A 26,363-nucleotide genomic window follows, 5' to 3' on the forward strand; every position below is an offset into this window, starting at 1 on the left:
AGCCGGAGATGATCCGCAGGTTGGAGCCCTTGGACTTGACGTAGCCGTTGATCGACGGCGAGGGCCCGATGAAGCCGATGTCGAGGGAGCCGCCGTTCAGGGCCTCGATCTCGGAGGGGCCGGCGTTGAAGGACTGCGGCTTGATCGTGGTGCCGCCCAGCTCCTTCTGGATCAGGCCTTCTTGCAGACCGACCAGCGCGGTCGCGTGCGTCAGGTTCGGGAAGTACCCGATCCGGACCTCGGAGGCCGACAGCTTCTTGCCCTCGGGCGCGGCCGCGTTGGTCTGCTTGTCGTCCTCCTTCTTCGCCTCGGAGCCGTAGCCGCAGGCCGTGAGCAGGAGGGGGAGCGTGGCGGTGACGGCGATGGCGCGGAGCGCGGTGAGCGGTCTTGCGGCAGACACGGAGGTGTCCTTTCACGGGATGGGGTGTCGGGAAGTTGCGGGGGCGCGCGGCCCGGGGCCTTCGGCACGCACGGCACCCGCACCCGGCGGCGGCCGGTGGTGGGACCGCCGTCGCGGGAGGAGGAACCGCAGGGTGCCGCGGAGCCGGGATGCCGAGCCGGGTGCGTCGCATGCCGCGCCCGGTGGTGATGCGGGGCGGCGGGGCAGGCGTCAGGCGGAGCGGGCCGTCGGGCCTGCGGAAGGCGGGGGTGTCGGGTCCGGGGCGCGCGGCGGTGACCGGCGCGCGGAGCCGGGGCCCGGGTCAGGCGGGCTGACAGATGGCGCTGGACGTGCGCGCCAGGTCGATGTGCCGGCGGGTGGTGAGGACGGGCAGGAGAATGGCTGATTCATGTATTGCTCGCACGGCCACCTCACCTCATTCCTAGTTTTCCTACCGGGCTGGTAGGCATCTTGGCAGACGGGCGGCACTCGGCCCAAGGGGGCGTCCGCATGGTGGACGGACTCATCTCGATGAGTGAGAACCTGCAGGTCGGGGTGGGTGCCCCTGACGGCTCAGGGGTTGGTCCAGGCCTCGGGAGTGTGCGTCAGTGCCGATACGTCGGCGGGCAGGTCGGCCGTGGCGACGTCGGCGAGCGTCACGCCGTCGAGGATCTCGCGCACATTGGCGCGAAGGGCGATCCACAGGGGCAGCAGGGACGCGGCCGGTCCGGTGTACGAGAGGTCCGGCGGGCGGACTCCGCGCACCGAGACGAGCGGGCCGTCCACGATGCGGATGACGTCCGCGATGGTGATGGACCAGGCGGGCTTGGCCAGCCGGTAGCCGCCGTTGCCGCCGCGCTGGCTGAGCACGAGGCCGCCCCGGCGCATGTCGTTCAGGATGCCTTCGAGGAACTTGTGCGGGATGTCCTGGGCGTCGGCGATGGCCTCGGCCTTCACCGGCCCGTCGTCCTCCGACGACGCGAGCTGCAGTGCGGCACGAACCGCGTAATCCGCCCTGGCTGAGATCCGCATGCGGTCATTATCCCGTACGGATCCGGCCCGCGTCCGCGCGGGCGGGGCCGCCCGTGCGGGGTGCCCCGCCTCAGCGGAAGACGGCGGCCGGCACCCGGTGGGGGGCGTTGAGGTAGTGCTCGCCGATGGACCGCAGGCGGTGCGCGACCGGGTGGTGGGCCGTCAGCACGCGGGCGTTGCGCCAGAAGCGGTCCAGCCCGGGGGCGTCGGCGAGTTCCAGCACCCGCGCGGTGATGTGCAGGGTGGCCTTGGAGGTCACGGTCTCGGCCGTGGCGACCAGTGCGGCGACGTCCGCGGGTTCCTCGGCGTCGAGGTGCGCGCCCGTGTCGAGGGCCCGTGCCATCGCCTCCGTCGCCCGGTCGGCCATGGCGGTGGCGGCCTGGGCGGCGGAGGCGAGTTCCCCGTACGTGAGCAGGAGGTCCGGGTGCTCTCCGGGCAGCCTGTGGGTGCGGCCGCCCCTGCTGAGGTCGCGGGCTTCGACGAGGGCGCCCTCGGCGATGCCGAGGGCGACGTGACACAGCGCGAGCCGGAGCGCCGGCCCGGCGAGTGCGGTGAACGGCGCGGTGGACTCCTCGTCGTGCGGCCGGCGGCCCAGCACCTGCTCGGCCGTGACGGCGACCCGTTCGAACACGACGTCGCCGGCGCCGGCGACGCGTTGCCCGAGCCGGTCGTGGGCGGGCTCGACGGTCACGCCCTGTGCGCCGCGCGGGATCCGTACGACGAGGACGTCACCGGTGCCGGAACAGTGGGCGTCCAGCACGATCTGGTCGGCGACGGCCGCCGCCGTGTCCACGGACCGGCGCCCGTTCAGTACGTAGCCCGTGCCGCGCGGCCTCAGTGCGAGGTCCGGTCCGGCCGTGCCCTCGTCGGGTGCGGGATGGCGGACGGCGCCGGTCCACAGCCACTGCTCGGGCACCGACGCCTCCTCCGGGGCGGGCGCGTGGGGGTGGGACGCGTAGAAGCGCGCGCTCCACGCGTGCGCGTAGTGGCGGGCGAGCACCTCGCCGACGGAGCTGTCCGCCGCGGAGATCTCCCGTATGACGGCGCATCCGGTACGCCAGTCCGCCCCGCGGCCCGGCCGGGGTGGGGTGAGGGCCGCCAGCAGGCCGGCCTCGCGCAGCCGCGCCGTCTCGTCGAGCGGCGGCTTGCCCGCCTGGTCGCGGGCGATGGCGTCCGTGGCGAGATCGTCCGCCACGTCGCGAGCGGTACGCAGGAGCACGTGGCGCTGCTCGTCGGCAGGCCGGACGGCGGTGGTCATGTGGGTCACTCCGGAGCGTCGTCGGGCGGTCTCGGCCGGATGCCGGATGCCGGATGGCGCGCGCAACCGAATCCCACCTTCCCTATCGGATTAATAGGAATACTTCCCGAACGGGCCCGGCGCAGCAAGACCATGGCCGCATGGTGGACACCGCCGTCCCGGAAGCAGAGACGGCAGAGGAGCCGCGTCCCAGGCCACGGTCCGATATGAGACCGCCCCGCACCTGTGCCGGGCCGGCCCGGTGCAGCCGGCCGAGGCGGTGTCGGCGTGATTCCGGCCCGCCACCGTGCCGCCGTCGGAGCGGACGCCCCGGACGTTCTGTTTCGCGAGGGCGCGCGGCACGCAGGACGTCGCACCGCCCGCCCGGTCCTGGCCGCTTCCGACCCGGACGGCCCGCATCCGTCCGGGCCGCGGCGGGGGAAGAACCATCGTGACGCCTCCTGGGGAGGCGCGCGGCAGGCCCCGCAAGGAACGGAGCACACCCCATGGCGACCCGCCCCCGTACCCCGTCCGAACCAGCGCCCGGCCGCACGCTGTGCCTGGTGACCGGCGCCAGCGGCTACATCGGCGGCCGGCTCGTCCCCGAACTGCTCGACGCCGGGCACCGCGTGCGCTGCCTCGCCCGTACCCCGGCCCACCTGCGCGACCACCCCTGGGCCGACCGGGTCGAGGTGGCCCGGGGCGACGTCACCGACGCGGCGAGCCTGCGGCCCGCGTTCCGCGACGTGGACGTCGCCTACTACCTGGTGCACTCGCTGGGCGCCGGCCGCGACTTCGAGGAGACCGACCGGAACGCCGCCCGGACCTTCGCCGAGGAGGCCCGCGCCGCGGGCGTGCGCCGCATCGTCTACCTCGGCGGCCTCACCCCGGCGGACGTCCCCGAGCCACAGCTCTCCCCGCACCTGCGCTCACGCGCCGAGGTCGGCCGGATCCTGCTCGCCTCCGGAGTGCCCACGACCGTCCTGCGGGCCGCCGTCGTCATCGGTTCCGGCTCCGCCTCCTTCGAGATGCTCCGCTACCTCACCGAACGGCTCCCCGTGATGGTGACGCCGAGCTGGGTCGGAACCCGCGTGCAGCCCATCGGCGTCCGCGACGTACTGCGCTATCTCGTCGGCAGCGCGACCATGCCGGAGGACGTCAACCGCGCCTTCGACATCGGCGGCCCGGACGTCCTCACCTACCACGACATGATGGTCCGGTACGCGGCCGTCGCCGGGCTGCCCCGGCGGCTCATCCTGCCCGTACCGATGCTCACCCCGGGGCTGTCCAGCCACTGGATCGGCCTCGTCACCCCCGTGCCCGCCGCCCTCGCCCGCCCGCTCGCCGAGTCCCTGCGGTACGAGGTCGTCTGCACGGAGCACGACATCGCCGCGTACGTGCCCGACGCGCCCGGCACCCCCGCCCCCTTCGACCAGGCCCTCTCGCTCGCCCTCCAGCGCGTCCAGGAGGCCCGGGTCACCACCCGGTGGTCCTCCGCCCTGCTGCCCGGGGCCCCCAGCGACCCGCTGCCCACCGACCCCGACTGGGCGGGCGGCAGCCTCTACACCGACGAACGCGAACGCACCGTGGACGCCGACCCGCACGCGCTGTGGCAGGTCATCGAGGGCATCGGCGGCGAGAACGGCTGGTACTCCTTCCCGCTGGCCTGGGCCGTACGGGGCTGGTTCGACCGGCTCGCGGGCGGTGCGGGGCTGCGCCGCGGCCGACGCGACGCCCAGCGGCTCCGCGTCGGCGACGCCCTCGACTTCTGGCGGGTCGAGGAGATCGAGCGCGGGATCCTGCTCCGGCTGCGCGCCGAGATGAGGCTTCCGGGGCTCGCATGGCTGGAGATGCGCGCCGAACGGGACGACACCGGGCGCACCCGCTACCGCCAGCGCGCCCTGTTCCACCCGCGCGGGCTCGCCGGCCAGGTGTACTGGTGGAGCGTGGCACCGTTCCACGCCGTGGTCTTCGGCGGCATGGCGCGGAACATCGCGCGCACGGCGGAGAAGGCCGCCGCCGACCGGACGGGACCGGGCGTGACGGGGCCGAACGGGGTGGGGTCCCCGCAACCATGACGCATCCGTGACGCATCCATGACGCCCCGGAGCACGGAAGGGGAGTGCAGCACACCAGCACACCGACCAGCACAGCAGCCCGCCGGGCGCGCCCCAGCGGCCGCCCGGCGGCCGACCCCCCGGGAGTGGCGCCATGACCGTCTCCGTCGTCCTCTTCACCTCCGACCTCCGCCTGCACGACCACCCGCCGCTGCGCGCCGCCGTGGACGCGGCGCGCGAGACCGTGCCGCTGTTCGTCCGCGACCCCGCCGTGGACCGGGCCGGATTCGCGGCGCCCAACCGGCTCGCCTTCCTCGCCGACTGCCTCGCCGACCTCGACGCCGGACTGCGGGAGCGCGGCGGGCGGCTCGTCGTGCGCGGCGGCGACACCGTGGCCGAAGTGTGCGGGGTGGTACGGCAGGCCGAGGCCGACGAGGTCCACATGGCCGCCGACCACTCGGCGTTCGCCCGCGCCCGGGAGGAACGGCTGCGGCAGGCCCTGGAGTCCGAGGGGCGCCGCCTCTACGTGCACGACGCCGTCACGACGGTGGTGCCGCCCGGCGACGTCACGCCGCAGGGCTCCGACCACTTCGCCGTGTTCACCCCGTACTTCAGGCGCTGGTCCGCCGAACCGCTCAGGACGCCCCTCGCGGCACCCAGGACCGTACGGGTACCGCACGGGCTGAGCTCCGAGCGGCTGCCGGCGAGCGCCTCCGTGGCGGGCGTCTCCGAAGGGCTGGCCACCGGCGGGGAGACCGAGGGCCGCCGGAGGCTCGGGGCCTGGGTGTCGCGGCACGCCGACGCCTACGAGGAGCGCCACGACGACCTCGCGGGCGACGCGACCTCGCGCCTCTCCCCGTACCTGCACTTCGGCGCGGTGTCGGCGACCGAGGCCGTGCACCGGGCGCGCTCCCGCGGCGGCGCGGGCGCCGAGGCCTTCGTACGGCAGCTGTGCTGGCGGGACTTCCACCGCCAGGTGCTCGCCGCACGCCCCGAGACGGCCGTCGAGGACTACCGGCCCCGGCACGACCACTGGCGGCGCGGTGCCGACGCCGGGGCGGACCTGAAGGCGTGGCGCGAGGGCCGGACCGGCTATCCCGTGGTGGACGCCGCGCTGCGCCAACTCGCCCACGAGGGCTGGATGCACAACCGCGGGCGGCTGCTCGCGGCCTCCTTCCTCGCCAAGACGCTCTACGTCGACTGGCGGGAGGGCGCCCGGCACTTCCTCGACCTCCTCGTGGACGGCGACGTCGCCAACAACCAGCTCAACTGGCAGTGGGTGGCCGGAACGGGGACCGACACCCGGCCCCACCGCGTCCTCAACCCCGTGCTCCAGGGCAAGCGGTACGACCCCTACGGCGCCTACGTCCGCCGCTGGGTCCCCGAACTCGCGCAGCTTCCCGGCGCCTCGATCCACGAGCCCTGGAAGCTGAAGGGCCTGGACCGGGCCGCGTACGACTACCCCGACCCGATCGTGGACCTCGCCGACGGCCTCGCCCGCTTCCGGCACGCCCGGGGCAGGGACTGAGCGCGAGGCACTGAATACGACGCACGAACGATGCGAGTTGAGCCGCCTCCTCCCGGGGCCGGACGCTGGTGATCCCGGGGGCACCGGTCACCGGGCACCGGCACCGGGCTTCGGCAGGAGGACGCGCATGACCACCGCACACCGGTCCGCGCTTTCGGACGAGGAGATCGGCCGGGGGCTCGCCGAGGGGGACGAGGGCTGCCTCGCCCTCGCGCACCACCGCTGGGGGCGCCTCGTGCACACCCTCGCGGCCCGCGCCCTGGGCGACCCCCGGGAAGCCGAGGACGTCACCCAGCAGGTCTTCCTCGCGGCCTGGCGGGGCCGCGCCGGGTACCGCCCCGAGCGCGGGCCCGTGCCCGCCTGGCTGGTCGGCATCACCCGGCGCAAGACCGCCGACGCCCTCACCGACCGGACGCGCCGGCTCGGCCTCGTCGACGCCGCGGGCGCGGCGCTGCCGCCGCCCGACGGCACGGGGGAGGGCCCCGAGCGCGTCCTCGACCGGGTCGTGGTCACCCAGGAACTCGCGCGTCTGCCGCGCGTCCAGCGCGACGTGCTGACCCTCGCGTACTTCGGAGACCTGACACAGGTGCAGATCGCCCACCGCACGGGACTGCCCCTGGGCACGGTCAAGAGCCATGCGCGCCGGGGCCTCCTGCGGATGCGCAGCCGCCTCACCGCGGGGACGACCGAGGTGGTCGGCGCGGCGGCGCCCCAGAACTGCCGGTGAGGCCCCGGTCGGCCGACGGCTCCGCGTAGCAGCGGGCGAGGACCTCGAGAGCCTCCCGAAGGCTCCCCGGGCGGAGCATGCCCGACTCCACGGCGCGGCCCGCCCAGCCCGGACCCGCGAGCAGCACCCGGGGGTGCGTCCGCGCACCCTTGACGCCGAAGGACCGGCCGGCGACGTGGCGGGCCAGGGCGTGGTTCGCGGTGGAGCGCGCCTGGGACCAGAGCACCACGGCGGCCGGGCCCAGCCTCCGTACGGCGGCGTCGAGCGCCTCGGCGGGGACCGCGGCCCCGAACATGCGGGTCGGCAGCCCGCGTTCGGCGAGCCCCGCCGCCAGCGCCTCCAGGGGAAGGGTGTGCTGCTCGGCCGGCACGCACGCCAGGACCACCGGGGGAGCGGTGGGCACGGACCCGCGTCCGGCGGGCGTGACCAGCCGGAGCGCGGTCGACACGTGCCAGGACAGCAGGTGCTCCACCTCGACGTACCGGTCTCCGGAGGACTCCCACTTGCGGCCCACCGCGTGCAGGGTCGGGACCATCACCTCCTCCCAGGCCGTGACGGGACCGTGCTCCGCCACGACGCCCCGGAGCAGGGAGTCGAGTGCGGGTCCGTCGAGCCGGACGGCGGCGCGGGAGAGCCCCCGGCGCACGTCGGCGGCGGGCAGCCCGCTGACCGGCTCCGGCCGGGCGGGGCGGGCGGCGGCGGCCGGTACGGTGCCCGGGTCCGTCCCGCCGGACCTGGCCGCCCGCGCCGCTTCGGCGGGGGGCACGCCGGAGGCGGTGAGCCGGCACATCTCGTCCAGCACGGCCACGTCCGCGGCCGTCCAGCGCCGGTGCCGCCCGCCCGCCCGGACCGCGGGACCGATGCCGTACCGCTGGTCCCACGAGCGCAGCGTGGTCGGCGACACCCCGAGGTGCCGGGCCACCGCCCCGGTCGTGAGGCCGTGCGCCGCGTCGGACATGGGACCAGCTTACGACGCACGAACGATGCGGGCGCGGCCGCGTTGCCGGGAGCCGCGCCCCGCCCGTGGGAGCGTGGTGGGATGGCGATGTGGATCCGTACGCATGACGAAGACCGGGGCCTGTGGCAGTACTTCGAGGGGGACGAGGAGGGGCGGGTCCTGCGGCAGGTGGGCCTGCGGGACGACGACGGCACGCCGGTGACCGCCGCCTCCCTGGACGAGGTCCTGCGCTTCCAGGAGCGCGCGGACATCGCCACGATGAGCCGGTACGAGCAGCGGTACGGGCTCGTCGCCGAAGGCAGGCTCACGGGATGGGAGACGACGCCGGGGGCGGGGGCGATCCCGGCCGAAGAGTTCGAGCGGGTCTGGCTGGAGGCCAGGCGGAGCCTCGGAGCCGGCGCACCCCCGTCGGACGGCCGGCAGCCATGATGCGACAACTCATGTCGTGTGAAATGTATTTGATGCTGCGTCAATTCTGAACAGGCGGCAACCGCGTGCGTCGCGGCCTCCGTCGTGCCCTCCCTCGCCGGGAGCCGCCGCGCCGGCCGGGAACACCGTACGCCGGCATCCCACTCCGGGCGCGCGGCGGCCCGGCGCGCGGGTCTCCCCCGCGACCGGGCGCGGAAGGCTGCGGGAGGGCCGTAGAGCGTCCGTTCGGGTGGCGTCATCCGTTCGCCGACGGCAAGCGCCGCTGGAAGCGCGCCGGTCCGTGCTGTGCTGTGCCCTCGGCCCGAACAGGACCGAACGCGGGCCCGCCCGCTGTTCGTGGCAGGCCCGCCCCAACAGCGAAGGAGGACTGATGTCGCGCAACCGGAAGGACTGGAGAAGTCGCAGCGTGATCGGCCGACTGCTGGCCGCCGTAGTGGTGTTGACCGTGTCCTGGCTGGACGTCTCCGGAGCCCATGCCGCCGCCGAACGATCCAAACCCAACCCCGACTGGGACGCCATCGCCCGTTGCGAATCGAGCGGGAACTGGCGGGCGAACACCGGCAACGGCCATTACGGCGGCCTGCAGTTCACCCAGTCGAGCTGGAACGCGGCAGGAGGCCGCAAGTACGCACCGCGCGCCGACCTCGCCACGAAGTCGCAGCAGATCGCGACCGCGAGGAGACTCGCCAGGATCCAGGGCATGGGGGCCTGGACCTGCGCACGCCGCCGCTGACGGAGACCGCTCCGACAGGGCGCCGGGGCCGCCCTGTCGGAGCGGTTCCGGCCGGACGCGCCGATGGGCGGCAGCCGTTGCCGACCGCGTCCGGCCCTACCGCCCGTCATCGACCGAAGGACAGACCGGATGCCGCAGAGCCGGTACCCGAGACGGATCGGCACCTGGCCGGCCGTGGGGCTCACGGTGGCCGTTCTCGTCGCCGCCAACCTCGTCCTGCACCGCTGGAGCGGCCTGCCCCGCCTGGTGACGGCCGTCGTGGTCAGTGCCCTGCTGCTCGGGGTGCTCCGCTGGGCCGGCGGTACCCGCGCGGACGCGGGCCTGGCCCCCGGCACACTCGCCCGCGGCGCCCGCTGGGCACTGGCCCTGGCCGGCCTGGTGGGCCTCGTCTACCTCGCCGGGGCCCTGCTGCCGGCCACCAGGGCGCTGTTCGAGGACCGCCGGTACGAGGAGATGACCGGGGGCGAGGTGCTGCTGCGCGTCTTCGTGACGGTCCCCGTCGGCACCGTCCTGGTGGAGGAGGTGGCCTTCCGCGGCGTGCTCTACGGCCTGGTGTACCGCGTCCGCGGCGCCGTCCGGGCGACCGCCGTGTCGAGCCTGCTGTTCGGCCTGTGGCACGTGCTGCCGTCCCTGCACCTGGCGGCGGCGAAGCCCGCCCTGACCCCGGTCTTCGGGAACTCCGCGCTCGGCGCCGCCCTGGCCGTCCTGGCGGCCGTGCTGTTCACCGCGGCGGCCGGGGTCCTGTTCTGCGAACTGCGCCGCCGCAGCGACAGCCTGCTGGCCCCCATGGGGCTGCACTGGGCGGTCAACGCGTTCGGCTACGTCGCGGGGTTCCTGCTGCGCTGACCGCGCGGAGGCGAAGCCCCGGTGGCAAGGGTCCGGTCGCGGGCCGGTGAGAGGGTCCGGCCGCGGCCCCGGGTCAGCCCTGCGGCTGGATGATCTCCCTCAGCCGGTCCAGGTCCTGCGCGGTGAATCCGGCCGGCCTCATGACGGCGTTCCAGCCGTCGACGTACGCCGCCTTGTAGGTGTGGCCGTGGCCGTCCGGCACCCCGGTGGAGAACGGCAGGTCGGCGGTGACCTGCCAGAAGGTCACGAAGGGCATCCAGACCATGGAGCCGAGCACGTCCGTGCCGGGCTTCTCGCGGATCCAGTCGGGTTCGGAGAGGGCCAGGCTCGGGCTCCACCAGACGATCGGGTCGGAAGGGTGCATGAGGTAGAGCACGCGCGGACCGTCCCACGGCCGGTCCGCCGGCGGGATCCCGCCGGCCGGGTCGTCGGTGAACCGTACGGTCCGCCCGTCCTTGTAGACCGGCTCGATCTCGGGACTCCCCGCCTCGCGGTCATCGCTGAACTCGCGGAACAGGGTGTTGAAGTTGGGCGGACCGGCGAACAGGGTGCCGGCGGTGCGGTTGCGCAGGTCGGCCTCCCCGCTGAAGGCCGTCTCGCCGCCGAACGACCCCAGGCTCTCACCGGCCACGAACAGCCGAGGACGCCGGTCCTGGGGCAGCTTGGACCAGACGTCGTAGACCGCGTCGAAGAGGTCCCGGCCGGCCGCGCGCGCCTTCGACTGGTCGACGAGGTACGAGAGCCACGACGGCAGGTACGAGTACTGCATCGCCACCGTGGCGGAGTCGCCGTTGCCGAGGTACTCGAACGAGTCCACGGCGGCGGGATCGACCCAGCCGCTCCCGGTGGTCGTCATCACGAGCAGGTTCTTGCGCGCGAAGCCGCCCGCCCGTTCGAGGTCCGCAACGGCCCGCTCCGCCCGGGCCTCGGTGCTGTCCGCGGTCTCGAGCCCGGCGTAGGCCCGGACCGGCTCCTGCGCCGTGCTGTGCGTGAACGCGCCGATCTCCGCGGCCGTCGGTCCGCTGCCGGTGAAGGCCCGCCCCTGCCTGCCCAGCGAGTCCCACGGCACCAGGGAGCCGGGCCCGCCCGAGCGCAGGGCCGTCGTCGGCTGGTGCACGCCCTCCGGCGTCTCCGTGTCGCGTACGGAGAACGCCTCGTTGGCCGCGTTCACGAAGCCGCCGAGCAGCACCCCGCTGACCACGGACCACGCCAGACCCACCACGACGACCCAGCCGACCACCCGCGCCGCCCGCGGGCCGATCCAGCGCCCGAGCAGCCGGGCGGCCCAGTGGTACAGGCGCCGCAGCCCCCGCCCGGCCACCAGCAGGAGCCAGAGGACGAGAGCGGCGATGAACGGGCAGGCGACGGCGGTGAGGACGTTGTAGTCGGTGACCCCCATCAGCCCGCGGATCTGGTGCTGCCAGTACTGCCCGAACCCGAAGGAGACGCCGAACAGCACGATCGCGCTGATCAGCAGCACGCGCCACGACCCGCGCGAGGCGGGCCGCGGGTCCCGGTCGGCGAAGGCGCGCCACACGTAGGCCGCGAGCACGCCGAGCCCGGCCCCGATGGCCGCGCTGATTCCGCAGATCAGCCCCTGGAGCACGCCCCCGCGGGGCAGCAGCGACGGGGTGAAGGACAGGCACGCCAGCACGAGCGCGCCCCAGCAGCCCGGCAGCGAGAGCCGGGGTGACCAGCGCCGCTTCCCGGCACCGGGGGAGGGGGACGGTTCGACGTGCCCGGCCTCCGCCCGGCCGTCGTCCTCGCGCGACGGCGCGCCGTCCGACGGGGACGGGCGGCCGTCCGACGGGGGCGATGAGGACGACGGGGGTTCCGGCGGGTCATTGGTCATGGCTGACCTCCAGGGCGGCTGACCTCCAAAGAGATGGTCCCAAGGCCCGGCCCGTCCTGCCATCCGGCCGAACCGGGGCGTCCACGACGGACATGCCGTGCGGGGTGGGCGCTCGTACCCTGAGGTGAACGCCTGAGGTGAACGCCTGCGGTGGAGCGGTGGGAGGTTGCCCCATGAGTACGCGCTGGGCCGCGCGTCTGGCCGTAGCGGCGGGCGCAGCGGCCATCGTGGTCCTGGTGGTCTTCGGCGGGCTGCGCAGCCTCCTGCTCTTCGGCGTGGGGTGGGCGGGGCTGGTCCTCACCGTCGCGGCTGCGTGGTGGATGCTCACCCACACCGGCTGGATCAGGGCGGCCGCCGTGCTGCTCATGGTCGCCGCGCCGGTCACCGTCCTCGTCCTGTACGCCACCGCCGGGCTGCTGTGGGTCGTACTGGTCTCCCTCGCCCTGTGGATGCTGGCCGTCTGGCTGGGCAGGGCCGCACTGGTGGAGGACCGCCCGCAGGGCATGCCGGAGAGATCCGCGGGCCGGGCCCGGCACCCGTTCCTGATCATGAACCCGCGTTCGGGCGGCGGAAAGGTCGAGAAGTTCGGTCTGGCGGAGCGGGCCAGGTCCCTCGGCGCCGAAGTCCACGTCCTGGATCCTGAGAGCCACGAGGACGTGGAAGAGCTCGCGCGGCAGGCCGTCCGGCGCGGAGCCGACCTGCTCGGCGTCGCGGGCGGCGACGGTACGCAGGCCCTCGTCGCCGGCGTGGCAGCGGAACACGACATCCCCTTCATGGTGATCAGCGCCGGTACCCGCAACCACTTCGCCATGGACCTGGGCCTGGACCGTCAGGACCCGTCCACCTGCCTGGAGGCACTGACCGACGGGGTCGAGCAGCGCATCGACATCGGCTACCTCCACACGGGAGGGGAGGGGGACGGGAGCCCGGGGCGCGTCTTCATCAACAACGCCTCGTTCGGCGTGTACGCGGAAGTCGTGCAGAGTCCCGCCTACCGCGACGACAAGGCCCGCACGATCCTGGAGATGCTGCCGGACCTGTTGGCCCACAACACCGGCGCCCGGCTCGGCGTCCGCGCCGGTTCGCTGGCCATGGAGGGCCCCCAGGCCGTCCTGGTGAGCAACAACCCCTACCAGCGGGGCGACTCGGCGGGCCTGGGGCGCCGGGAGAGGCTGGACTCCGGCACGCTGGGGGTGCTGTGCGTCCATGTCGGGGGCGCGGCCGAGGCGACGGAACTCCTGCTGGCGAGCGGGCAGGGCCGCGGGCTGACCGAGGCCACCGCCCGCGAGGTCGTCGTGGACGCCGACGCCGCCGTCATCCCGGTCGGAGTCGACGGCGAGGCCCTGTCGCTGCCCACTCCGGTGCGCTGCCGCATCGAGCCCCGCGCCCTGCGCGTGTGGGTGCCGCGGAACAGGCCCGGCGTGCCGCGCGCCGCGCCGCCGATGGACTGGCGCCGGGTGCGGCGCCTCGCGCTGACGATGGGGCGCGCCGCGGCGGGGCGCAAGGCGGCCGCCTGACGGGCTGCCGGAGCCCCGGTCAGGTCCACTCCGCCCCGGTGCGCCGGCGGAAGGCGGCGACGGCGACCTCCAGGGTGGGGAAGAAGTGGTCGGGGTTGATGGTGCGGGTGAGCTCGTACCGTTCGATCTTCCGCCGCACGGGGTCCTTCAGCTCGGCGAACACGAGGTGCACGCCGTCCGCGTTGAGCGCGGCGTCGAGGTCCTCCAGGACGTCGGCGGCGGTGGTGTCCACGTCGGTGATGGGTTCCGCCGCGACCACGATCCAGGTCGGCTTCGGGTCCGCGGCGGCCAGCCGCCTGACCTCGTCGCGGAAGGTCTTGGCGTTGGCGAAGACGAGCGGCGCGTCGAACCGGTAGATCACCAGCCCCGGCAGCAGCCCGGCCTGCGGGTACGAGCGGACGTCGTGGTAGCCCTCCAGCCCCTGGACGCGCCCCAGCACGGTGTTGTACGGCCACCAGACGCGCCGGAAGACGTCGAGGACGGACAGGGCCACGGCGACCGCGATCCCGGTCAGCACACCGAGCAGGGCCACGCCCACGAAGGCCGCGACGCACAGCAGGAAGTCCGCCCGGCGCTGGCGCCACAGCCGTACCGTCCCCGGGATGTCGGCCAGGGACAGCGACGCGGTGATCACCACGGCCGCGAGGGCCGGCTGGGGGAGGTTGCGGAACAGGCCGGGAGCCAGCACGAGCATGAGGACGATGAGCACCGCTCCGACGACCCCGGTGAGCTGGCTCTTCGCTCCGGCGCGCTCCGCCACCGCCGTACGGGATCCGCTCGTGCTGACCGGGAAGCCCTGGAAGAGGCCGGCCGCGAGGTTGGCCGCACCGACGCCCGCCATCTCCTGGTTGCCGCGGACCTCCTGCCCGGTGCGGGCCGCGAAGGCCGACGCGTTGGAGATCGTGTCGGCCAGGGAGACCAGGGCGATGCCCAGCGCGCCGCCGAGCAGCGGAGCGAGGTCGGAGAGCCGGATGTCGGGGAGCGTGAACGGCGGGAATCCCTCCGGCAGTTCCCCGACCAGTCCGACGCCGTGCGCGCCCAGGTCGTAGGCCATGGTCACGGCGATCGCGAGGACCACCATCACGAGCACCGCGGGCACCTTCGGCAGGAAGCGCTGCAGGAGCAGGATCAGGGCGATCCCGCCGCAGCCGACCGCCGCCGCGGCCGGCACCACGGCCCCGTCGGCGAGGCCCTGCACGAATCCGACGGCCTCGCCGATCAGACTGTCCGCGTCGACCTTGAAGCCGAGCAGCTTGGGCAGCTGACCGATCAGGATGGTCAGGGCCAGGCCGTTCATGTAGCCGATCATCGTCGGTTTGGAGATCAGGTCGGCGATGAAACCGAGCTTCGCGACCGAGGCCAGGATCATGATGCCCGCCACCATGATCGCGAGCATGGACCCCAGCGCGACGGCCCGCCCGGGGTCCCCGCCGGACGCCACCAGCGGCAGCACGGTGGCGGCGATCATCGGCCCCAGCGAGGAGTCCGGGCCCAGCACCAGGATCCGGGAGGGCCCGAACACCGCGTAGGCGAGCAGGCAGAGGATCGTCGTGTACAGCCCGGTGATGGCCGGCAGGCCCGCCAGTTCGGCGTACGCCATGCCCTGCGGCACCAGCAGCGTGGTCAGGACGACACCCGCCACCAGGTCCTTGACCAGCCACTCCCGCCGGTAGGACGCTGCCGCGCGGACCCCGGGAACGGTCCGCAGCCGGGGGAGCAGCCCGCGGCCCTCGTGCCGGGTGGTCACCGGCCCTCCTTCCCCCATCAGGTGCGTCGCGACCGGCGGGCCACGAGCTTGCCCAGCTCCCACAGGAGGAGGAGGGCGAAGGCGGCCAGCAGCGCCCAGCCGAACTGCCGGGCGTCGATCTCGGTCGTCCCGAGGAGCCGGCGGAAGCCGTCCATCTGGGTCACCAGCACGGCGAGCACGAACTGGGCCAGTGCCGCCCGGTTCATCTGCTTGCTGTCGAAGGTGGTGGTCGTCAGCACCGAGTCCGTCTCGCTGCGGCACTCGAACGCCGCCACGATCAGACAGAGGGCGAACGCGGTGAACGCGATCGACTGGCCGGTCGCGGTGCTGTCGTAGTGGGCCTCGCCGAGTTCGATCAGCCCGAGCAGGACGACGGTGATCGCCAGCCCGCCCAGCCCCACGGTCACCAGCACCGGCCGGGTGAGCACCGATTCCCCGCGCGGACGCGGTCTGCGGCGCATGAGCCCGGGGCTCTCCCGGTCGAAGCCCAGCGCGAAGCCGAACGAGGCGTTGACCACGAAGTGGATCCACAGCACCTGCGGCGGGGTGAAGGGCTCACCGGCCGCGATGTTGAAGACGGTGGCCCCGAGGAAGGTCAGGACGAAGGTGACCAGCAGGAGCAGGACGAACCGGATGTACTTGGTGAGGTTGTCGTAGATCCGCCGGCCCTGCTCCACGGCGTAGACGATGGTGGCGAAGTTGTCGTCGGAGAGGATCATGCGTCCGGCGTTCTTCGCCACGTCCGTGCCGCTGCCCATGGCGATCCCGATGTCGGCGGCCTTGATGGCGGGCGCGTCGTTGACGCCGTCGCCGGTCATCGCCACCACATCGCCCTTCTTCTTCAGCGTGTTGGCGAGCAGCACCTTGTGCTCCGGCGCGACGCGCCCCACCACGCCGATGCCGTCGATGCGGGCGAGCTGCTCCTCCTCGCTCATGGCGGCGAAGTCCGCACCGAGGACCGCCTCGCCGGGGATGCCGAGCTGCCGGGCGATCGCCGCACCGGTGACGACGTCGTCGCCGGTCACCATGCGGACCCGGATGTGCCCCGCCTGCGCCCCGGCCACGGCGGCCTTGGCCTCCTCCCGGGGCGGGTCGACCATGCCGACGAGGCTGCTCATGCGCAGCCCGGTGACGTACGCGAGCAGGTCGCCCTCCGGATCGAACTCGTCCGGGTCCAGTTCGCGGGTGGCGGCGGCCATCACGCGCAGCCCTTCCCCGCCCATCCGCCGGGTCTGGGCATCGGCGCGCTCGGCCAGTTCTGCGTCCCACGGGATGGTCTCGCCCGCCGCGAGCACGTTGGCGGCCCGCGCCACCACCGCCGGGACAGCGCCCTTGACGAAGCAGCGGACGACCTGCCGGCCGGAAGCACCGACCGCCGAATGGAAGGTGGCCATCAGCTTGTACGTCGGGTCGAACGGCAGCGTCGCGAGCCGGGGGAGACCTTCCCTCGTGCCGTCGATGTCCAGTCCGGCCTTGTGCGCGAGCACCAGCAGGGCGCCCTCGGTGGGGTCGCCCACCACCTTGCCGTCCACCAGTTTCGCGTCGCTGGCCACCAGGTAGGGCAGGATCGCGTCCTCGAGGCCCGCGGAGGACCCCGCGGCGTGGTGGACCTTTCCCTCGAGCCCGTAGCCGGTGCCCGAAACGGTGTACCGGTCGGTGGGACTGAGTACTTCGACGACGGTGACCTCGTTCATCGTCAGCGTGCCGGTCTTGTCCGAGTTGATCGCCGAGGTGAAGGCGAGGGTCTCGACCGACGGCAGTTCCTTGACGATCGCGTTGCGTTCGGCCAGGTTGAGGCTGCCGACGGACAGGATCGCCTGCGTCACGGTCGGCAGGGCTTCGGGGATGGCGGCGATGGCCAGGGAGACCGCGCTGACGAACAGGACGTCCCAGGCCTGGTCGCGCTGGCGCCCCAGGGCGAACATCACGATCATGGTCAGGCCCGCCGCGCCGGTGATCCACAGCGTCAGGGTGTCGAGCTCCTTGGTGAGCGGCGGCACCTCCTTCTCCGTGGCCGACAGCATCCCGGAGATCTTGCCGACCTCGGTGCCGGCACCGGTCGCGGTGACGACCAGTACCCCGCTGCCGTGGGTGACCGGGGTGTTCATGAAGGCCATGCAGGTCTGGTCGCCGGGCGCGGGCAGGGGGCCCGGCAGCGTGCCGACGTCCTTCGCCGCCGGGACGCTCTCGCCGGTGAGCGCCGACTCGTCGATCTGCAGGGCGCTGGCCTCGATGATGCGCCCGTCCGCCGCCACCTGGTCCCCGGCCGTGATGAGCACGATGTCGCCGACGACGAGCTGATCGGCCGGGATCTCCGCCTCCGTCCCGTCCCTGCGCACCCGCGCCGAGGCCTTCATCATCGACTGGAGCGCGTTCATCGCGCTCTCCGCCTTGCCCTCCTGGCGCAGCCCGATCACCGCGTTCAGCAGGGTCAGGACGATCAGCAGGACCGCCGTGGTCCACTCCTGGATGAGCAGCGAGACGGCCGCCGCGGCCAGCAGGACCAGCTGCATGTAACTGCGGTACTGCCCGAGGAACCGCTGCCAGGCCGGCGTCTGCTTCTCCTCCGGCAGCGCGTTCGGGCCGTGCGCGGCCAGGAGCTCCGCGGCCCGCCCTGAGGAGAGGCCGACTGCCGGATCCACGCCGAAGGCCGCCACGACCTCTCCGGGATCACGCGTGTACCAGGAGTCCTGCAGAGCCCGCGGCTGTTCTCCTGGGGAAACGGACCGCACGGTCATCGTTCTGCCTCCGATCCGTGGCCGCGGACGGGTCCGGGCCGGTACGACAGTTACTGGCTCCTAGCCGCGCCTACCGTGCTTCCCCTTCTTCCCCTTCCCCTTCCCCTTCTTCCCCTTCTTGCCCTTCTTCCGCTCGCTCCCCGGGTGCTCGGCGGCGTACGGGTCGGCCTCGGCCCAGTCGGGCGCCTCCCTCTCCAGCGCCCGTTTGGTGACGAGCAGGTCCTTGCGCGCCTCTTCCCCCACGTCGGGGTACTGGGGATCGATGTCCATCAGGGTGTGTACGAGGACCGCCGCCGCACAGATCCGCGCGAACCACTTCCGGTCCGCCGGCACGACGTACCAGGGCGCCCACTTCGTACTCGTGGCCGACAGCATTTCGGAGAACGCGTGCTGGTAGTCGTCCCAGCGGCGGCGCTCCCGGACGTCGGCCGCGGAGAACTTCCAGTTCTTCTCCGGCAGGTCGATCCGCTTCAGGAAGCGGGTGCGCTGCTCCTCCTTGGACAGGTTCAGGAAGACCTTGACCACCTTGAAGCCGTTGTCCGTGAGGTAGTGCTCCCAGCGGTTGATCTCCCGGTAGCGCCGGTCCCACAGGTCCGGCCCGCACGAGTCCTCCGGCAGGTGCTGCCGGAGGAGGAGCTCGGGGTGGACCCGCACGACCAGGACCTCCTCGTAGTGCGAGCGGTTGAAGATGGCGATCTCGCCCCGCTCGGGCAGCCGCTGGGCGTAGCGCCACAGGTAGTCGTGGTCGAGCTCCTCCGTGGAGGGCACCTTGAAGCTGCTGACCCGCACGCCCTGGGGATTGACGCCGCTCATCACGTGGCGGATCGTCCCGTCCTTGCCCCCGGCGTCGAGTGCCTGGAGGCAGAGGACCACGCCGTACGTGTCCTGGGCGGCCAGCCGATCCTGGTACTCGGCCAGCAGCGACACCCCGGTCTGCAGCAGCTCGACCCCCTCCCGCTTCTTCATGCCGGACTTGTAGCGGGGATCGAAGTCCCGGCCGAGGCGCACCTCCGACCCCGGCTCCACCCGCAGAGGCCGGATGAACTCCGCGATGCGTTCGGCTCTCTCGTCGGACATCACCGATCAGTCCCTGTCTGCTGCGAGGTGATCACGGCCGGCTCCGGGGCCGCCCCGTCGTCGCCGGCCCGGGCCGGTGCGTCGCGCCCGGCGGCGCCGAGCGCCCGCCGGGAGCGGCGTTCGACCAGGATCGGGATGTAGGCCCTGATCCTGGCCAGGCGGAACGAGTCGTACGCGCTCCTGACCGTCGCCTCGACGGTCGCCGCGTCCACCGCCGGGAAGGCGGCGCACAGCCGCTCCACCAGATCCCGGATGGTCACCGATTCCTCGTACGAGCCGGGCGGGGCGGGGCTCGGCGGCGCCTCGGCGTCTGCGCGCTCCACCGGCACGGAAGGGTCGGCCACGCCTTCGGGGGGAAGGCACAGGCCGGCCCCATGGGTCTGCTCCTCGACCGTCATGGCGGCACCGATCCCATGTTCCACGACCTCCAGACCGCAGAACCGCCCATCTCGCCATCGCCACGAGAAGGTCCTTGCCGCTCATTGTCTGCTCACCCGCGCAAGATCGCCCTCCGAGACCGGGGCCGCGGACTCGCGGCCGCGAACTCATGGGCGAGGAGGGGCGGATCGGCTCCGGCCGGGCGGGAATTCCCGTGCGGTCAGGGGCCCGGTGGGGCCTCCACCTCCACCCACACGCACTTCCCGCCGTCCACCGGCTCCGAGCCCCACGCCCTGGCGAGCCGCTCCACGATGAGCAGCCCGTGGCCGCCGGGCAGCCCGGGATCCGGGCGGGCTTTGGCGACGGGGGTCACGGGGCTCGCGTCGGTGACCTCGATGCGCAGCCGCTCCACGGTGCAGCGCAGCAGCAGCGACCTCACCCCGCCCGCGTGCATGCAGGCGTTCGCCGCTACTTCGGACACCAGGAGCAGTACGTCCTCGGCGGTCTCGTCCCCGGCTGACCCCTCTTCGGCGGACCCCGCCCCGGGGCCGTCGCCGTGGCGGACCCCCGGCGGCCAGTTCCACTCGGCCAGAGCCTGGCGCGTGAAGTCGCGGCACCGGCTGACCACGTCGGTGGTGTCGTGCAGCAGCAGGCGCCGGCTTCTCTCCGGTGCCCGGCGCTCGCTCATCGGGGCTCCTTCGCTACGCGGGCCGGTGCTGCGCCAGCGCCGACTCGACATCGGTGTGGAGCGGGAAGAGCCCGTCCGCGCCGGTGATGTGGAGCATGCGTTCGACCGGCCGCCGGATCCCGACCAGTTCGAGAGTGCCACCGGTTTCGTGCACCGCGAGCCGGTTGCGCAACAGCACGTTCAAGCCCGTGGAGTCGCAGAACCTGAGCCCGCTGAAATCGACGAGCAGCCGCCGGCCGCCGCCCGCCCGCGCGGCTTCGAGCGCCGCTCTCAGGGGCTCGGCGGTGTCGTGGTCCAGCTCCCCGGCCAGCGTCAGGACGGTGGCCGTTCCGACGGGCCGCACGTCGACCGTGAACCGGTCGTTGCCCGCAGTCGGCATCGTGCACCTCTTCGTGCTCGTCCGTCTCCTGATACGTCGGGCGTCTACCCCCTCGCACGGGGTCGCACACGGCCAGGCCCGACCGCCGCACGGGGCCGCACGGGGGACCCGGTGGAGGCGGAGGCGGTCACATGTGGGGCTGGCTGTAGTACCGGGCGAACTGCTCGAGGTAGCCGGGCTCGCCGCCGTACTTGCCCTCGTCGAACTCCGGGGCGTTCTTGATCTGGTCCTTGCTCCGGTCGACGTAGACCTTCTCCTCGGCGGTGTCGATGCGCCTGATGGTCCCGGCCGGGAGCAGCACGTGCTTGCCGAAGATCCAGCCACCGGTGTCGACGACGAGGTGGGACGCGCCGACGGCCTCGGAGTGCTTGTCGATCTTTCCGATGTCGCCGTCCGTCGCCTCGACCTTGTAGCCGACGAGATCGATGCCCATCCGGTATCCCGTCTCCTGCTGATGGCCCCAGATCGTCTCTTCGTCCATGGCGGGTACCTCTCCGTGCGCGGCGGCGTTCCGGGACGGCCGGGACGACCGGTTCCGTCGCCGTCGCCCAAGCGTCTGCCCGGAAAGGGGGACGGCACACGCCCGGCTGCAAGCGCCGCCCATGGCCGGGCATGGGGCGCGGGCCGCGGGGGTAGGCGCCGGTGACGAGACCCTTCAGGGAGGCGCCGGATGCCGACCGATGGTCATGACGGCCGTAACGAGTCCGTGGAGGAACGCGCGGACCGGCAGTGGACGGAGCTCCTCCAGGAGATCCGCGTCGCCCAGACGGGAGTCCAGATCCTCTTCGGATTCCTGCTCACGGTGGCCTTCACCCCCGCGTTCGACGGACTGCCCCAGACCGAGAAGACGATCTACATCGTGACGGTGGTGCTGGGATCGCTGGCGACGGGCGCGCTGATCGGGCCGGTCGCCTTCCACCGCATCGTCTCCGGCCGCCGCATCAAGCCGGAGGCGGTCGCCTGGGCCGCGCGGCTGACGTTCGTCGGTCTCGTGCTGCTCCTGGCCACCTGCACCGCCGCCCTCCTCATGGTGCTGCGGGTCGCGACCCACAACGACCTCGCGCCCTGGCTGGTGGGCGGGGTGTTCGGCTGGTACCTGCTGTGCTGGTTCGTGCTGCCCCTGTGGGCGCGGATCCGACACACGGACATGGACCGGGACTGACCCGGGCGCCCACCGGGCCCACTGGGGTCACGGCCCCGCGGTGGCCTCGGCGAGCCCGTCGACGACGGCCTCCAGGCTGCGGGTGCGCCGGAAGGCGCTGCGCTGGCGGTCCGCACCGGTGCCCTTGCGGCCGAGGCCGTCCAGGAGGGCCTGCACCTCGCCCAGGTCGCCCGCGGCGCGGAGTCCCGGCTCCGCGGCCGTGACGAGGTCGGCCGTCAGTGCCCGGGCGGGTGCGGCCGTGCCGGTGAAGGGGTCGAGGGCGGGGCCGGTGGCTCCGTACCGGGCGGCGTAGCCGTGCGCGGCCCGCAGCAGGGCCGAGGGGACGGACGCCGGCGGGCGCCCCGCCCCGGCCTCGCTCAGTACGGTCGCGCACAGCCCGCGCAGCAGCAGCGCGATGAGCACGGTCGTGTCCAGGTCGGCGCTGACGTCCGCGAAGCGGAACTCGACGGTCGGTACGTGCTCGGAGGGGCGGGCGAACCAGTAGATCATCCGGCGGTCCATCAGGGTGCCCGAGCCGACCAGGGCGTCGGCCGTGTCCTCGTAGGTGTCGGGGTCCAGCACCGGGGCGGGACCGGCCGTGGGCCAGCGGCCGAACTCCAGACAGCGCCGGCTCGCGAACCCGGTGTCACGGCCGCCGGCGAACGGCGAGTTGACGGCCAGTGCCTGGAGGGTGGGGAGCCAGGGGCGGAGGTGGTTGGCCAGCAGCAGGGCCTGCGCGCGGTCGGCGGTCCCGATGTGGACGTGGCAGCCGCACACGATGCCGAGGCTGCCGTCGACGAGTGCGCCGAACATCCGCGCCATGCGGCGGTAGCGGGCGGTGTCGGTGACCGGGATCGGGTCCCCGGGCGGTACGACCGCCGTGCCGGAGGCGACGAGCCGGCAGCCCGCCTCACCCGCCGCGTCGGCGAGCACGCCGCGCAAGGAGGAGAGCTGGGCGCGCAGGTCCCCCGCGGTGGTCGCGGGCCGCGTGCACACCTCCGCCATACAGCTGTAGAACTCGTCCTGCACCTGGTCTCCGAGTACGGCCGAAGCCGCTCGGATCACGGGGTCCGCACGGCCCACGGGCGCCCGGGTGCGCTTGTCGACCAGGAGGAACTCCTCCTCGACCCCCATGGTGGACACGACGGGCCCGGCATGCGCCGAGCGGGCCGGATCCGGCCCGGCTCCCCTCGGGGGGAGGCCGCTCGTTCCGTGTCCCACTCCGGTGGCTGCCATGCCCCATGTCTACCCGGCCGGGCGGTCCGGAACCAGTCGGCCGGGGCGGGCCAGCAGCGCTCCGCGTCCGCCGCCGGAGCACACCGCGATTCCGGTGCCGGGACCCGCGGCCGTGCCATGCTCGAAGGGTGGAGACGGATCCGACGGCCACCGGCGATGGTGCGTCGCCCGAGGTCCTCGCCCTGGCCAAGGTCGTGGCCAGGCTGCGGGCCGAGGTGGCGGACCTGGAAGGCCTTGCCTCCGCCACGGCGGTGGTGGAGCGGGCCAAGGGCGTGCTGATGGCCCGGGAGGGGTTCTCGGCCGACGCGGCCTACGAGGCGCTCGTACGGGACGCCGCGCTGCGGTCCCGGACCCTGATGGAGCAGTGCTGGATCACTCTCGGCGGGATCCGTCCGCGCCCCGCCGCGGTCCCCCCGCCGCCCTCCGCGGCGGACGGCGGTCCGGCCCCGGACGCGGGGGACTCGGTCTTCAGCTCCGACCGCTATCTCATCGGACACCGCGCCGCCTCCGGCTCACGCATGCTGCTGGCCCGCCTGGCCGGCGCGCTGGCCGGCGCCCGGACCCCGGACGACGTCGCGGAGGTCCTGCGCGAGGCGCTGCGCGGTCCCCTCGCGGTGGACGGCGTGATGATCTACCTGAACGAGTCGGGGAGGCTGGAGCTCGTCGGCCATGCCGGGGTCGAGGAGGCCCTGGCCGCACAGTGGCGGGACATCCCGCCGGTCCCCGGCGTCGCCCCCCTCGACGCGACCACCTCCGGGGAGCCGCGATGGCTGGACGACCCGGAGCGGGACGCCGAGACGTACCAGCTCATCGGCTCGCCGGAGCGATGGCGCACGCGTGCGTGGATCCCCCTGCCCGGGAAGGGCCCCACCGCCGGCTCCATCGGATTCTTCCGGAGGCGCGCCGCCCCCTTCGGCGACGCCGACAAGGACCTGCTCCAGCGGGCGGTGCTGCTGTGCGGCGGAGCCCTGCGCGCCTTCGAGCCCTCCGAGGCCGGGCAGGAGGACGAGGAGGTGGCCGCCGTCCAGGCCGTCCTCGACACCCTCCCCGGGTCCACGCTGCTCCTGTCGCCCCTGCGCTCGCCGGACGGCGAGGTGGAGGACTACCGGGTCGAGGCGGCCGCTCCGGGTGCGGTCGACGTGGCCGGCCGCCGCGGGAAGGAGCTCGTGGGCCGGCGGATCCTGGAGACCTACCCCACCGTGGCGGGAACGGCGCTGTGGCAGGGTTACGCCGAGGCTCTGGAGACCGGGACCGTCTACGAAGGAGAACCGTTCGAGTACCAGGAGGCCGTCGGGGGCGTCCTCGAGACGTCCGTCTTCTCCGTACGGGCGGCGCGGCTCGGAGACCGGCTGGTCGTCTCGTGGATCCGCCACGACACCGGCGAACGCGAGATCCGCCGCATCGCCACCATGGGGCGCCTGGGCAACCTCGGCTGGGCCGAATGGGATCTGACCACGGACACGATCAACTGGTCGGAGCAGGTCTACACGATCTTCGGCCGCATGCCCGAACAGGGGCCGGTGACGCTGGAGGAGCTCCCGCGGTACGTCGTTCCGGACGACCTGCCGACGCTCGCCGACGCGGTCCAGCGGCTGCTCGGCGAAGGGGCCCCCGTCGACCAGCCGTTCCGCGTCGTGACCGCGACCGGAGTCCGGCACCTGCGGATCGTCGCCGAAGCCGAGACGGACGCCGCCGGCACACCTGTCGGCGTACACGGGCTCTTCCAGGACCTCACCCCGCTGCGCGATGCCGAACTCGCCCTGCTGGAGAGCGAGCGGTCCGTGCTCCTCCAGCGGGGCATGCTCCGGGCCGAACGGGCGATCGCCGCGGGTCTGCGGTCCGCGTTGCTGCCCGTACCGGAGCAGTCGATCGATCTGGTGGGGCTGTGCGTCGACGTCGCCTACGTGCCCTCCGACACCGGGGTGAACGTCGGGGGCGACTGGTACAGCGCCATCGAACTGCCCGACGGGAGCGCCCTCTTCGTCGTCGGGGACGTCGCCGGGCACGGGCTGGAAGCCGTCGGAACCATGGCCCAGCTGCGGTTCACCGCCAAGGGGATGATCGTGACCGGCTCGGCCCTGCCCGACGCCATGAGCCGGCTCAACAGGCTCCTCATGCACACGACGACCGGCCTGCCCGCCACCACGGCGACCATGATCATGATGCGCTACCGCCCGGCATCGCGGCGGATGTCGTGGGTGCGGGCCGGGCACCTGCCGCCCCTGCTGGTCCGCGGCGGCGAGGCGCGGTTCCTCCCCCTGCCCGAAGGACCCCTGCTCGGAGCCTCCTTCGATTCCGCCTACGTGGAGGAGACGCTCGACCTGGAGCCCGGCGACCATCTGCTCCTGTACACCGACGGACTCATCGAGGTGCCGGGGGAGGACATCGGCGAGGGACTCGTCCGCCTCGCGGAGGCAGCCGTCGGCGCCATGGGCGCAGGCTCGCCGGATGCCCTGGCGGACCTCCTGTCCGCCCTGCACCCGGCCCGGCGCGACGACGTGTGCGTCGTGGACATCCACCTGCCGCGGCACACCGCCGACTGAGCCGCCGCGCGGTGTGCGCGGCACATGGGCCCGGCGGCAGGGGTAGGCGCCGGTCATGGACACGAACCACATGGATCCCGCGGTCGCCGGAGCCGGTCCCGGGCTGCTGCCGGCCGCGGTGGAACGCCTCGAACAGGCGTCGGCGGCCGACGCCCTCATCGGCGCGGTCCGCCGGGCCGTACGGGCCGTCCCGCTCGGGCCGGCCCGTGACGTGCTGCACGGACGGTCCCTGGGCCATCCCGCCCACCCCCTGCTCGTCCAGGTCCCCCTCGGCGCCTGGCTCTCGGCCGCGGTCCTGGACCTGGTGCCCGGCCAGCACCGCGCCGCACGGATCCTCGTCGGCACCGGGCCGGCCGCGGCGGCTCCCGCGGCGGCGGCGGGCTGGACCGACTGGGCGGAACTGCCGCCGGAACAGGCCCGCACCGGCATGGTGCACGCCCTGGCCAACCTCGCGGGGGCCGTCCTGTACGCGAACTCGTTCCTCGCCCGGACGCGGGGACGCCACGGCCGTGGCAGGGTACTGGGCATGGCCGGGCTCGCCGCGGTCGGTGCGGGTGGCGCGCTGGGCGGCCACCTGGCCTACCGCCAGGCGGCCGGCGCGAACCACGCCGAACACGTGGCGCACCTCGTCGGGGACGGCTGGCACCGGGTCGGCCCGGTGTCCGGGTTCCCCGTGGGCCGTGCGGTGCGCGCGGGCGTGGGCGGGGTGGACGTACTCGTCGTACGCGAGAGCGGCGGCTCCGTCCGCGTCCTGGCCGACCGCTGCGCCCACATGGCGGGCCCCCTGTCGGAAGGGGAGATCGCCGACGGCTGCGTCCGGTGCCCCTGGCACGGCAGCCTGTTCCGCCTGACGGACGGATGGAACGTCGAGGGCCCGGCCACCGCCCCCCAGCCCGCCTTCGACACGCGCATCACCGACGGCGACGTCGAAGCACGGCTGCGCCGCTTCCACGACGCGGGGGCGACGGCGCCCGGGCCGCAATGACCCGCCGGGGCAGTCCGACACCGCGTCCACCAGCAGTTCCGGGACCGCCCCCGCCGCCGCGGCCGGGGCGCAGGTCCAGCCGGTGCCCCGCCGCCCGCCGCCCGCCGCGCGTCGGTCGCGTCCGCGCCGCGGCTTCCCGCATCGAAGCGGACCTCG

Annotated in this window: 24 protein-coding genes; 10 read left to right on the plus strand and 14 right to left on the minus strand. The window is 73.7% G+C overall.

Annotated elements, in window-relative coordinates:
* The 4 genes from ACIGFK_RS13840 to ACIGFK_RS13855 form a co-directional block, all read right to left on the minus strand.
* A partial coding sequence (locus ACIGFK_RS13840) for an ABC transporter substrate-binding protein (RefSeq protein ID WP_400051741.1) occupies positions 1 to 400 on the minus strand: 400 nt, incomplete at its 3' end.
* A 301-nt stretch (positions 401 to 701) separates the two neighbouring features.
* Positions 702 to 809, minus strand: coding sequence for a putative leader peptide (locus ACIGFK_RS13845; protein WP_376662254.1), 108 nt, complete (start codon positions 807 to 809; stop codon positions 702 to 704).
* A gap of 143 nt (positions 810 to 952) precedes the next feature.
* On the minus strand, positions 953 to 1,411 hold the full coding sequence (locus tag ACIGFK_RS13850; RefSeq protein ID WP_376662255.1) for an RrF2 family transcriptional regulator: 459 nt from the start codon (positions 1,409 to 1,411) through the stop codon (positions 953 to 955).
* Positions 1,412 to 1,481: 70 nt separating this feature from the next.
* Positions 1,482 to 2,669, minus strand: coding sequence for an acyl-CoA dehydrogenase (locus ACIGFK_RS13855; protein ID WP_400051744.1), 1,188 nt, complete (start codon positions 2,667 to 2,669; stop codon positions 1,482 to 1,484).
* Positions 2,670 to 3,154: 485 nt separating this feature from the next.
* Between ACIGFK_RS13855 and ACIGFK_RS13860 the strand changes: the two genes are divergently transcribed.
* From ACIGFK_RS13860 to ACIGFK_RS13870, 3 genes are all read left to right on the plus strand, one after another.
* Positions 3,155 to 4,726 (plus strand): SDR family oxidoreductase, encoded by a 1,572-nt coding sequence (locus ACIGFK_RS13860; RefSeq protein ID WP_400051745.1) that lies wholly within the window; start codon positions 3,155 to 3,157, stop codon positions 4,724 to 4,726.
* A gap of 133 nt (positions 4,727 to 4,859) precedes the next feature.
* Positions 4,860 to 6,233, plus strand: coding sequence for a cryptochrome/photolyase family protein (locus ACIGFK_RS13865; protein ID WP_386473062.1), 1,374 nt, complete (start codon positions 4,860 to 4,862; stop codon positions 6,231 to 6,233).
* 127 nt (positions 6,234 to 6,360) lie between these two features.
* The gene (locus tag ACIGFK_RS13870) at positions 6,361 to 6,960 is read left to right on the plus strand and encodes a sigma-70 family RNA polymerase sigma factor (protein ID WP_400051747.1); all 600 of its coding nucleotides are present in this window, start codon (positions 6,361 to 6,363) and stop codon (positions 6,958 to 6,960) included.
* On the opposite strand, the gene ACIGFK_RS13875 is transcribed toward ACIGFK_RS13870, so the two are convergent.
* Positions 6,905 to 7,918: a MerR family transcriptional regulator gene (locus ACIGFK_RS13875; RefSeq protein WP_400051749.1), complete on the minus strand. Its 1,014-nt coding sequence runs from the start codon at positions 7,916 to 7,918 to the stop codon at positions 6,905 to 6,907. The two genes, ACIGFK_RS13870 and ACIGFK_RS13875, sit on opposite strands and share 56 nt — an antisense overlap.
* An 81-nt stretch (positions 7,919 to 7,999) precedes the next feature.
* Between ACIGFK_RS13875 and ACIGFK_RS13880 the strand changes: the two genes are divergently transcribed.
* The 3 genes from ACIGFK_RS13880 to ACIGFK_RS13890 all read left to right on the plus strand — a co-directional run bounded on the left by ACIGFK_RS13880 (position 8,000) and on the right by ACIGFK_RS13890 (position 9,926).
* Entirely contained in the window at positions 8,000 to 8,347 is a 348-nt protein-coding gene (locus ACIGFK_RS13880) for a hypothetical protein (RefSeq protein ID WP_376662322.1), read from the plus strand.
* A gap of 370 nt (positions 8,348 to 8,717) precedes the next feature.
* The gene (locus ACIGFK_RS13885) at positions 8,718 to 9,080 is read left to right on the plus strand and encodes a transglycosylase family protein (protein ID WP_376662321.1); all 363 of its coding nucleotides are present in this window, start codon (positions 8,718 to 8,720) and stop codon (positions 9,078 to 9,080) included.
* Between the two features lie 129 nt (positions 9,081 to 9,209).
* A complete protein-coding gene (locus ACIGFK_RS13890) occupies positions 9,210 to 9,926 on the plus strand; it encodes a lysostaphin resistance A-like protein (protein WP_376661662.1) in 717 nt (238 codons plus the stop codon).
* A gap of 73 nt (positions 9,927 to 9,999) precedes the next feature.
* Here the strand turns inward: ACIGFK_RS13890 and ACIGFK_RS13895 are convergent, their stop codons facing one another.
* The gene (locus ACIGFK_RS13895) at positions 10,000 to 11,778 is read right to left on the minus strand and encodes an alpha/beta hydrolase (RefSeq protein ID WP_376661663.1); all 1,779 of its coding nucleotides are present in this window, start codon (positions 11,776 to 11,778) and stop codon (positions 10,000 to 10,002) included.
* Between the two features lie 173 nt (positions 11,779 to 11,951).
* On the opposite strand from ACIGFK_RS13895, the gene ACIGFK_RS13900 reads away from it, so the two are divergent.
* On the plus strand, positions 11,952 to 13,295 hold the full coding sequence (locus ACIGFK_RS13900) for a diacylglycerol/lipid kinase family protein (protein WP_376661664.1): 1,344 nt from the start codon (positions 11,952 to 11,954) through the stop codon (positions 13,293 to 13,295).
* A 19-nt stretch (positions 13,296 to 13,314) separates the two neighbouring features.
* Here the strand turns inward: ACIGFK_RS13900 and ACIGFK_RS13905 are convergent, their stop codons facing one another.
* The 7 genes from ACIGFK_RS13905 to ACIGFK_RS13935 form a co-directional block, all read right to left on the minus strand.
* The gene (locus ACIGFK_RS13905) at positions 13,315 to 15,060 is read right to left on the minus strand and encodes a SulP family inorganic anion transporter (RefSeq protein ID WP_400051752.1); all 1,746 of its coding nucleotides are present in this window, start codon (positions 15,058 to 15,060) and stop codon (positions 13,315 to 13,317) included.
* Positions 15,060 to 17,780, minus strand: a complete 2,721-nt coding sequence (locus tag ACIGFK_RS13910; RefSeq protein WP_400051753.1) for a cation-translocating P-type ATPase — start codon at positions 17,778 to 17,780, stop codon at positions 15,060 to 15,062. The genes ACIGFK_RS13905 and ACIGFK_RS13910 overlap by 1 nt, the downstream gene beginning before the upstream one ends.
* 60 nt (positions 17,781 to 17,840) lie before the next feature.
* Positions 17,841 to 18,857 (minus strand): polyphosphate kinase 2 family protein, encoded by a 1,017-nt coding sequence (locus ACIGFK_RS13915; protein WP_376661667.1) that lies wholly within the window; start codon positions 18,855 to 18,857, stop codon positions 17,841 to 17,843.
* Complete coding sequence (locus ACIGFK_RS13920) at positions 18,857 to 19,279, minus strand: three-helix bundle dimerization domain-containing protein (protein WP_400051755.1); 423 nt, start codon at positions 19,277 to 19,279, stop codon at positions 18,857 to 18,859. Before ACIGFK_RS13920 ends, ACIGFK_RS13915 begins: the two co-directional genes overlap by 1 nt.
* Positions 19,280 to 19,455: 176 nt before the next feature.
* Entirely contained in the window at positions 19,456 to 19,923 is a 468-nt protein-coding gene (locus tag ACIGFK_RS13925) for an ATP-binding protein (protein WP_376659627.1), read from the minus strand.
* Positions 19,924 to 19,936: 13 nt separating this feature from the next.
* The gene (locus ACIGFK_RS13930; protein WP_386473040.1) at positions 19,937 to 20,302 is read right to left on the minus strand and encodes an STAS domain-containing protein; all 366 of its coding nucleotides are present in this window, start codon (positions 20,300 to 20,302) and stop codon (positions 19,937 to 19,939) included.
* A gap of 127 nt (positions 20,303 to 20,429) precedes the next feature.
* Positions 20,430 to 20,783: a PRC-barrel domain-containing protein gene (locus ACIGFK_RS13935; protein ID WP_376659629.1), complete on the minus strand. Its 354-nt coding sequence runs from the start codon at positions 20,781 to 20,783 to the stop codon at positions 20,430 to 20,432.
* Positions 20,784 to 20,972: 189 nt separating this feature from the next.
* On the opposite strand from ACIGFK_RS13935, the gene ACIGFK_RS13940 reads away from it, so the two are divergent.
* Positions 20,973 to 21,464 carry a DUF6328 family protein gene (locus ACIGFK_RS13940; protein WP_376659630.1) on the plus strand — a complete coding sequence of 164 codons (492 nt, stop codon included), beginning with the start codon at positions 20,973 to 20,975 and terminating at the stop codon, positions 21,462 to 21,464.
* Between the two features lie 27 nt (positions 21,465 to 21,491).
* Here ACIGFK_RS13940 and ACIGFK_RS13945 read toward each other — a convergent pair whose 3' ends face one another.
* A complete protein-coding gene (locus tag ACIGFK_RS13945; protein ID WP_386473035.1) occupies positions 21,492 to 22,679 on the minus strand; it encodes a glutamate--cysteine ligase in 1,188 nt (395 codons plus the stop codon).
* 128 nt (positions 22,680 to 22,807) lie between these two features.
* Between ACIGFK_RS13945 and ACIGFK_RS13950 the strand changes: the two genes are divergently transcribed.
* Positions 22,808 to 25,222, plus strand: coding sequence for a SpoIIE family protein phosphatase (locus ACIGFK_RS13950; protein ID WP_400051758.1), 2,415 nt, complete (start codon positions 22,808 to 22,810; stop codon positions 25,220 to 25,222).
* Between the two features lie 55 nt (positions 25,223 to 25,277).
* Positions 25,278 to 26,207, plus strand: coding sequence for a Rieske 2Fe-2S domain-containing protein (locus ACIGFK_RS13955; RefSeq protein WP_400051760.1), 930 nt, complete (start codon positions 25,278 to 25,280; stop codon positions 26,205 to 26,207).
* Positions 26,208 to 26,363 lie beyond the last annotated feature (156 nt).

Origin of the sequence: Streptomyces sp. NPDC085524, assembly GCF_044541755.1 — a bacterium.
Lineage (GTDB): Bacteria > Actinomycetota > Actinomycetes > Streptomycetales > Streptomycetaceae > Streptomyces.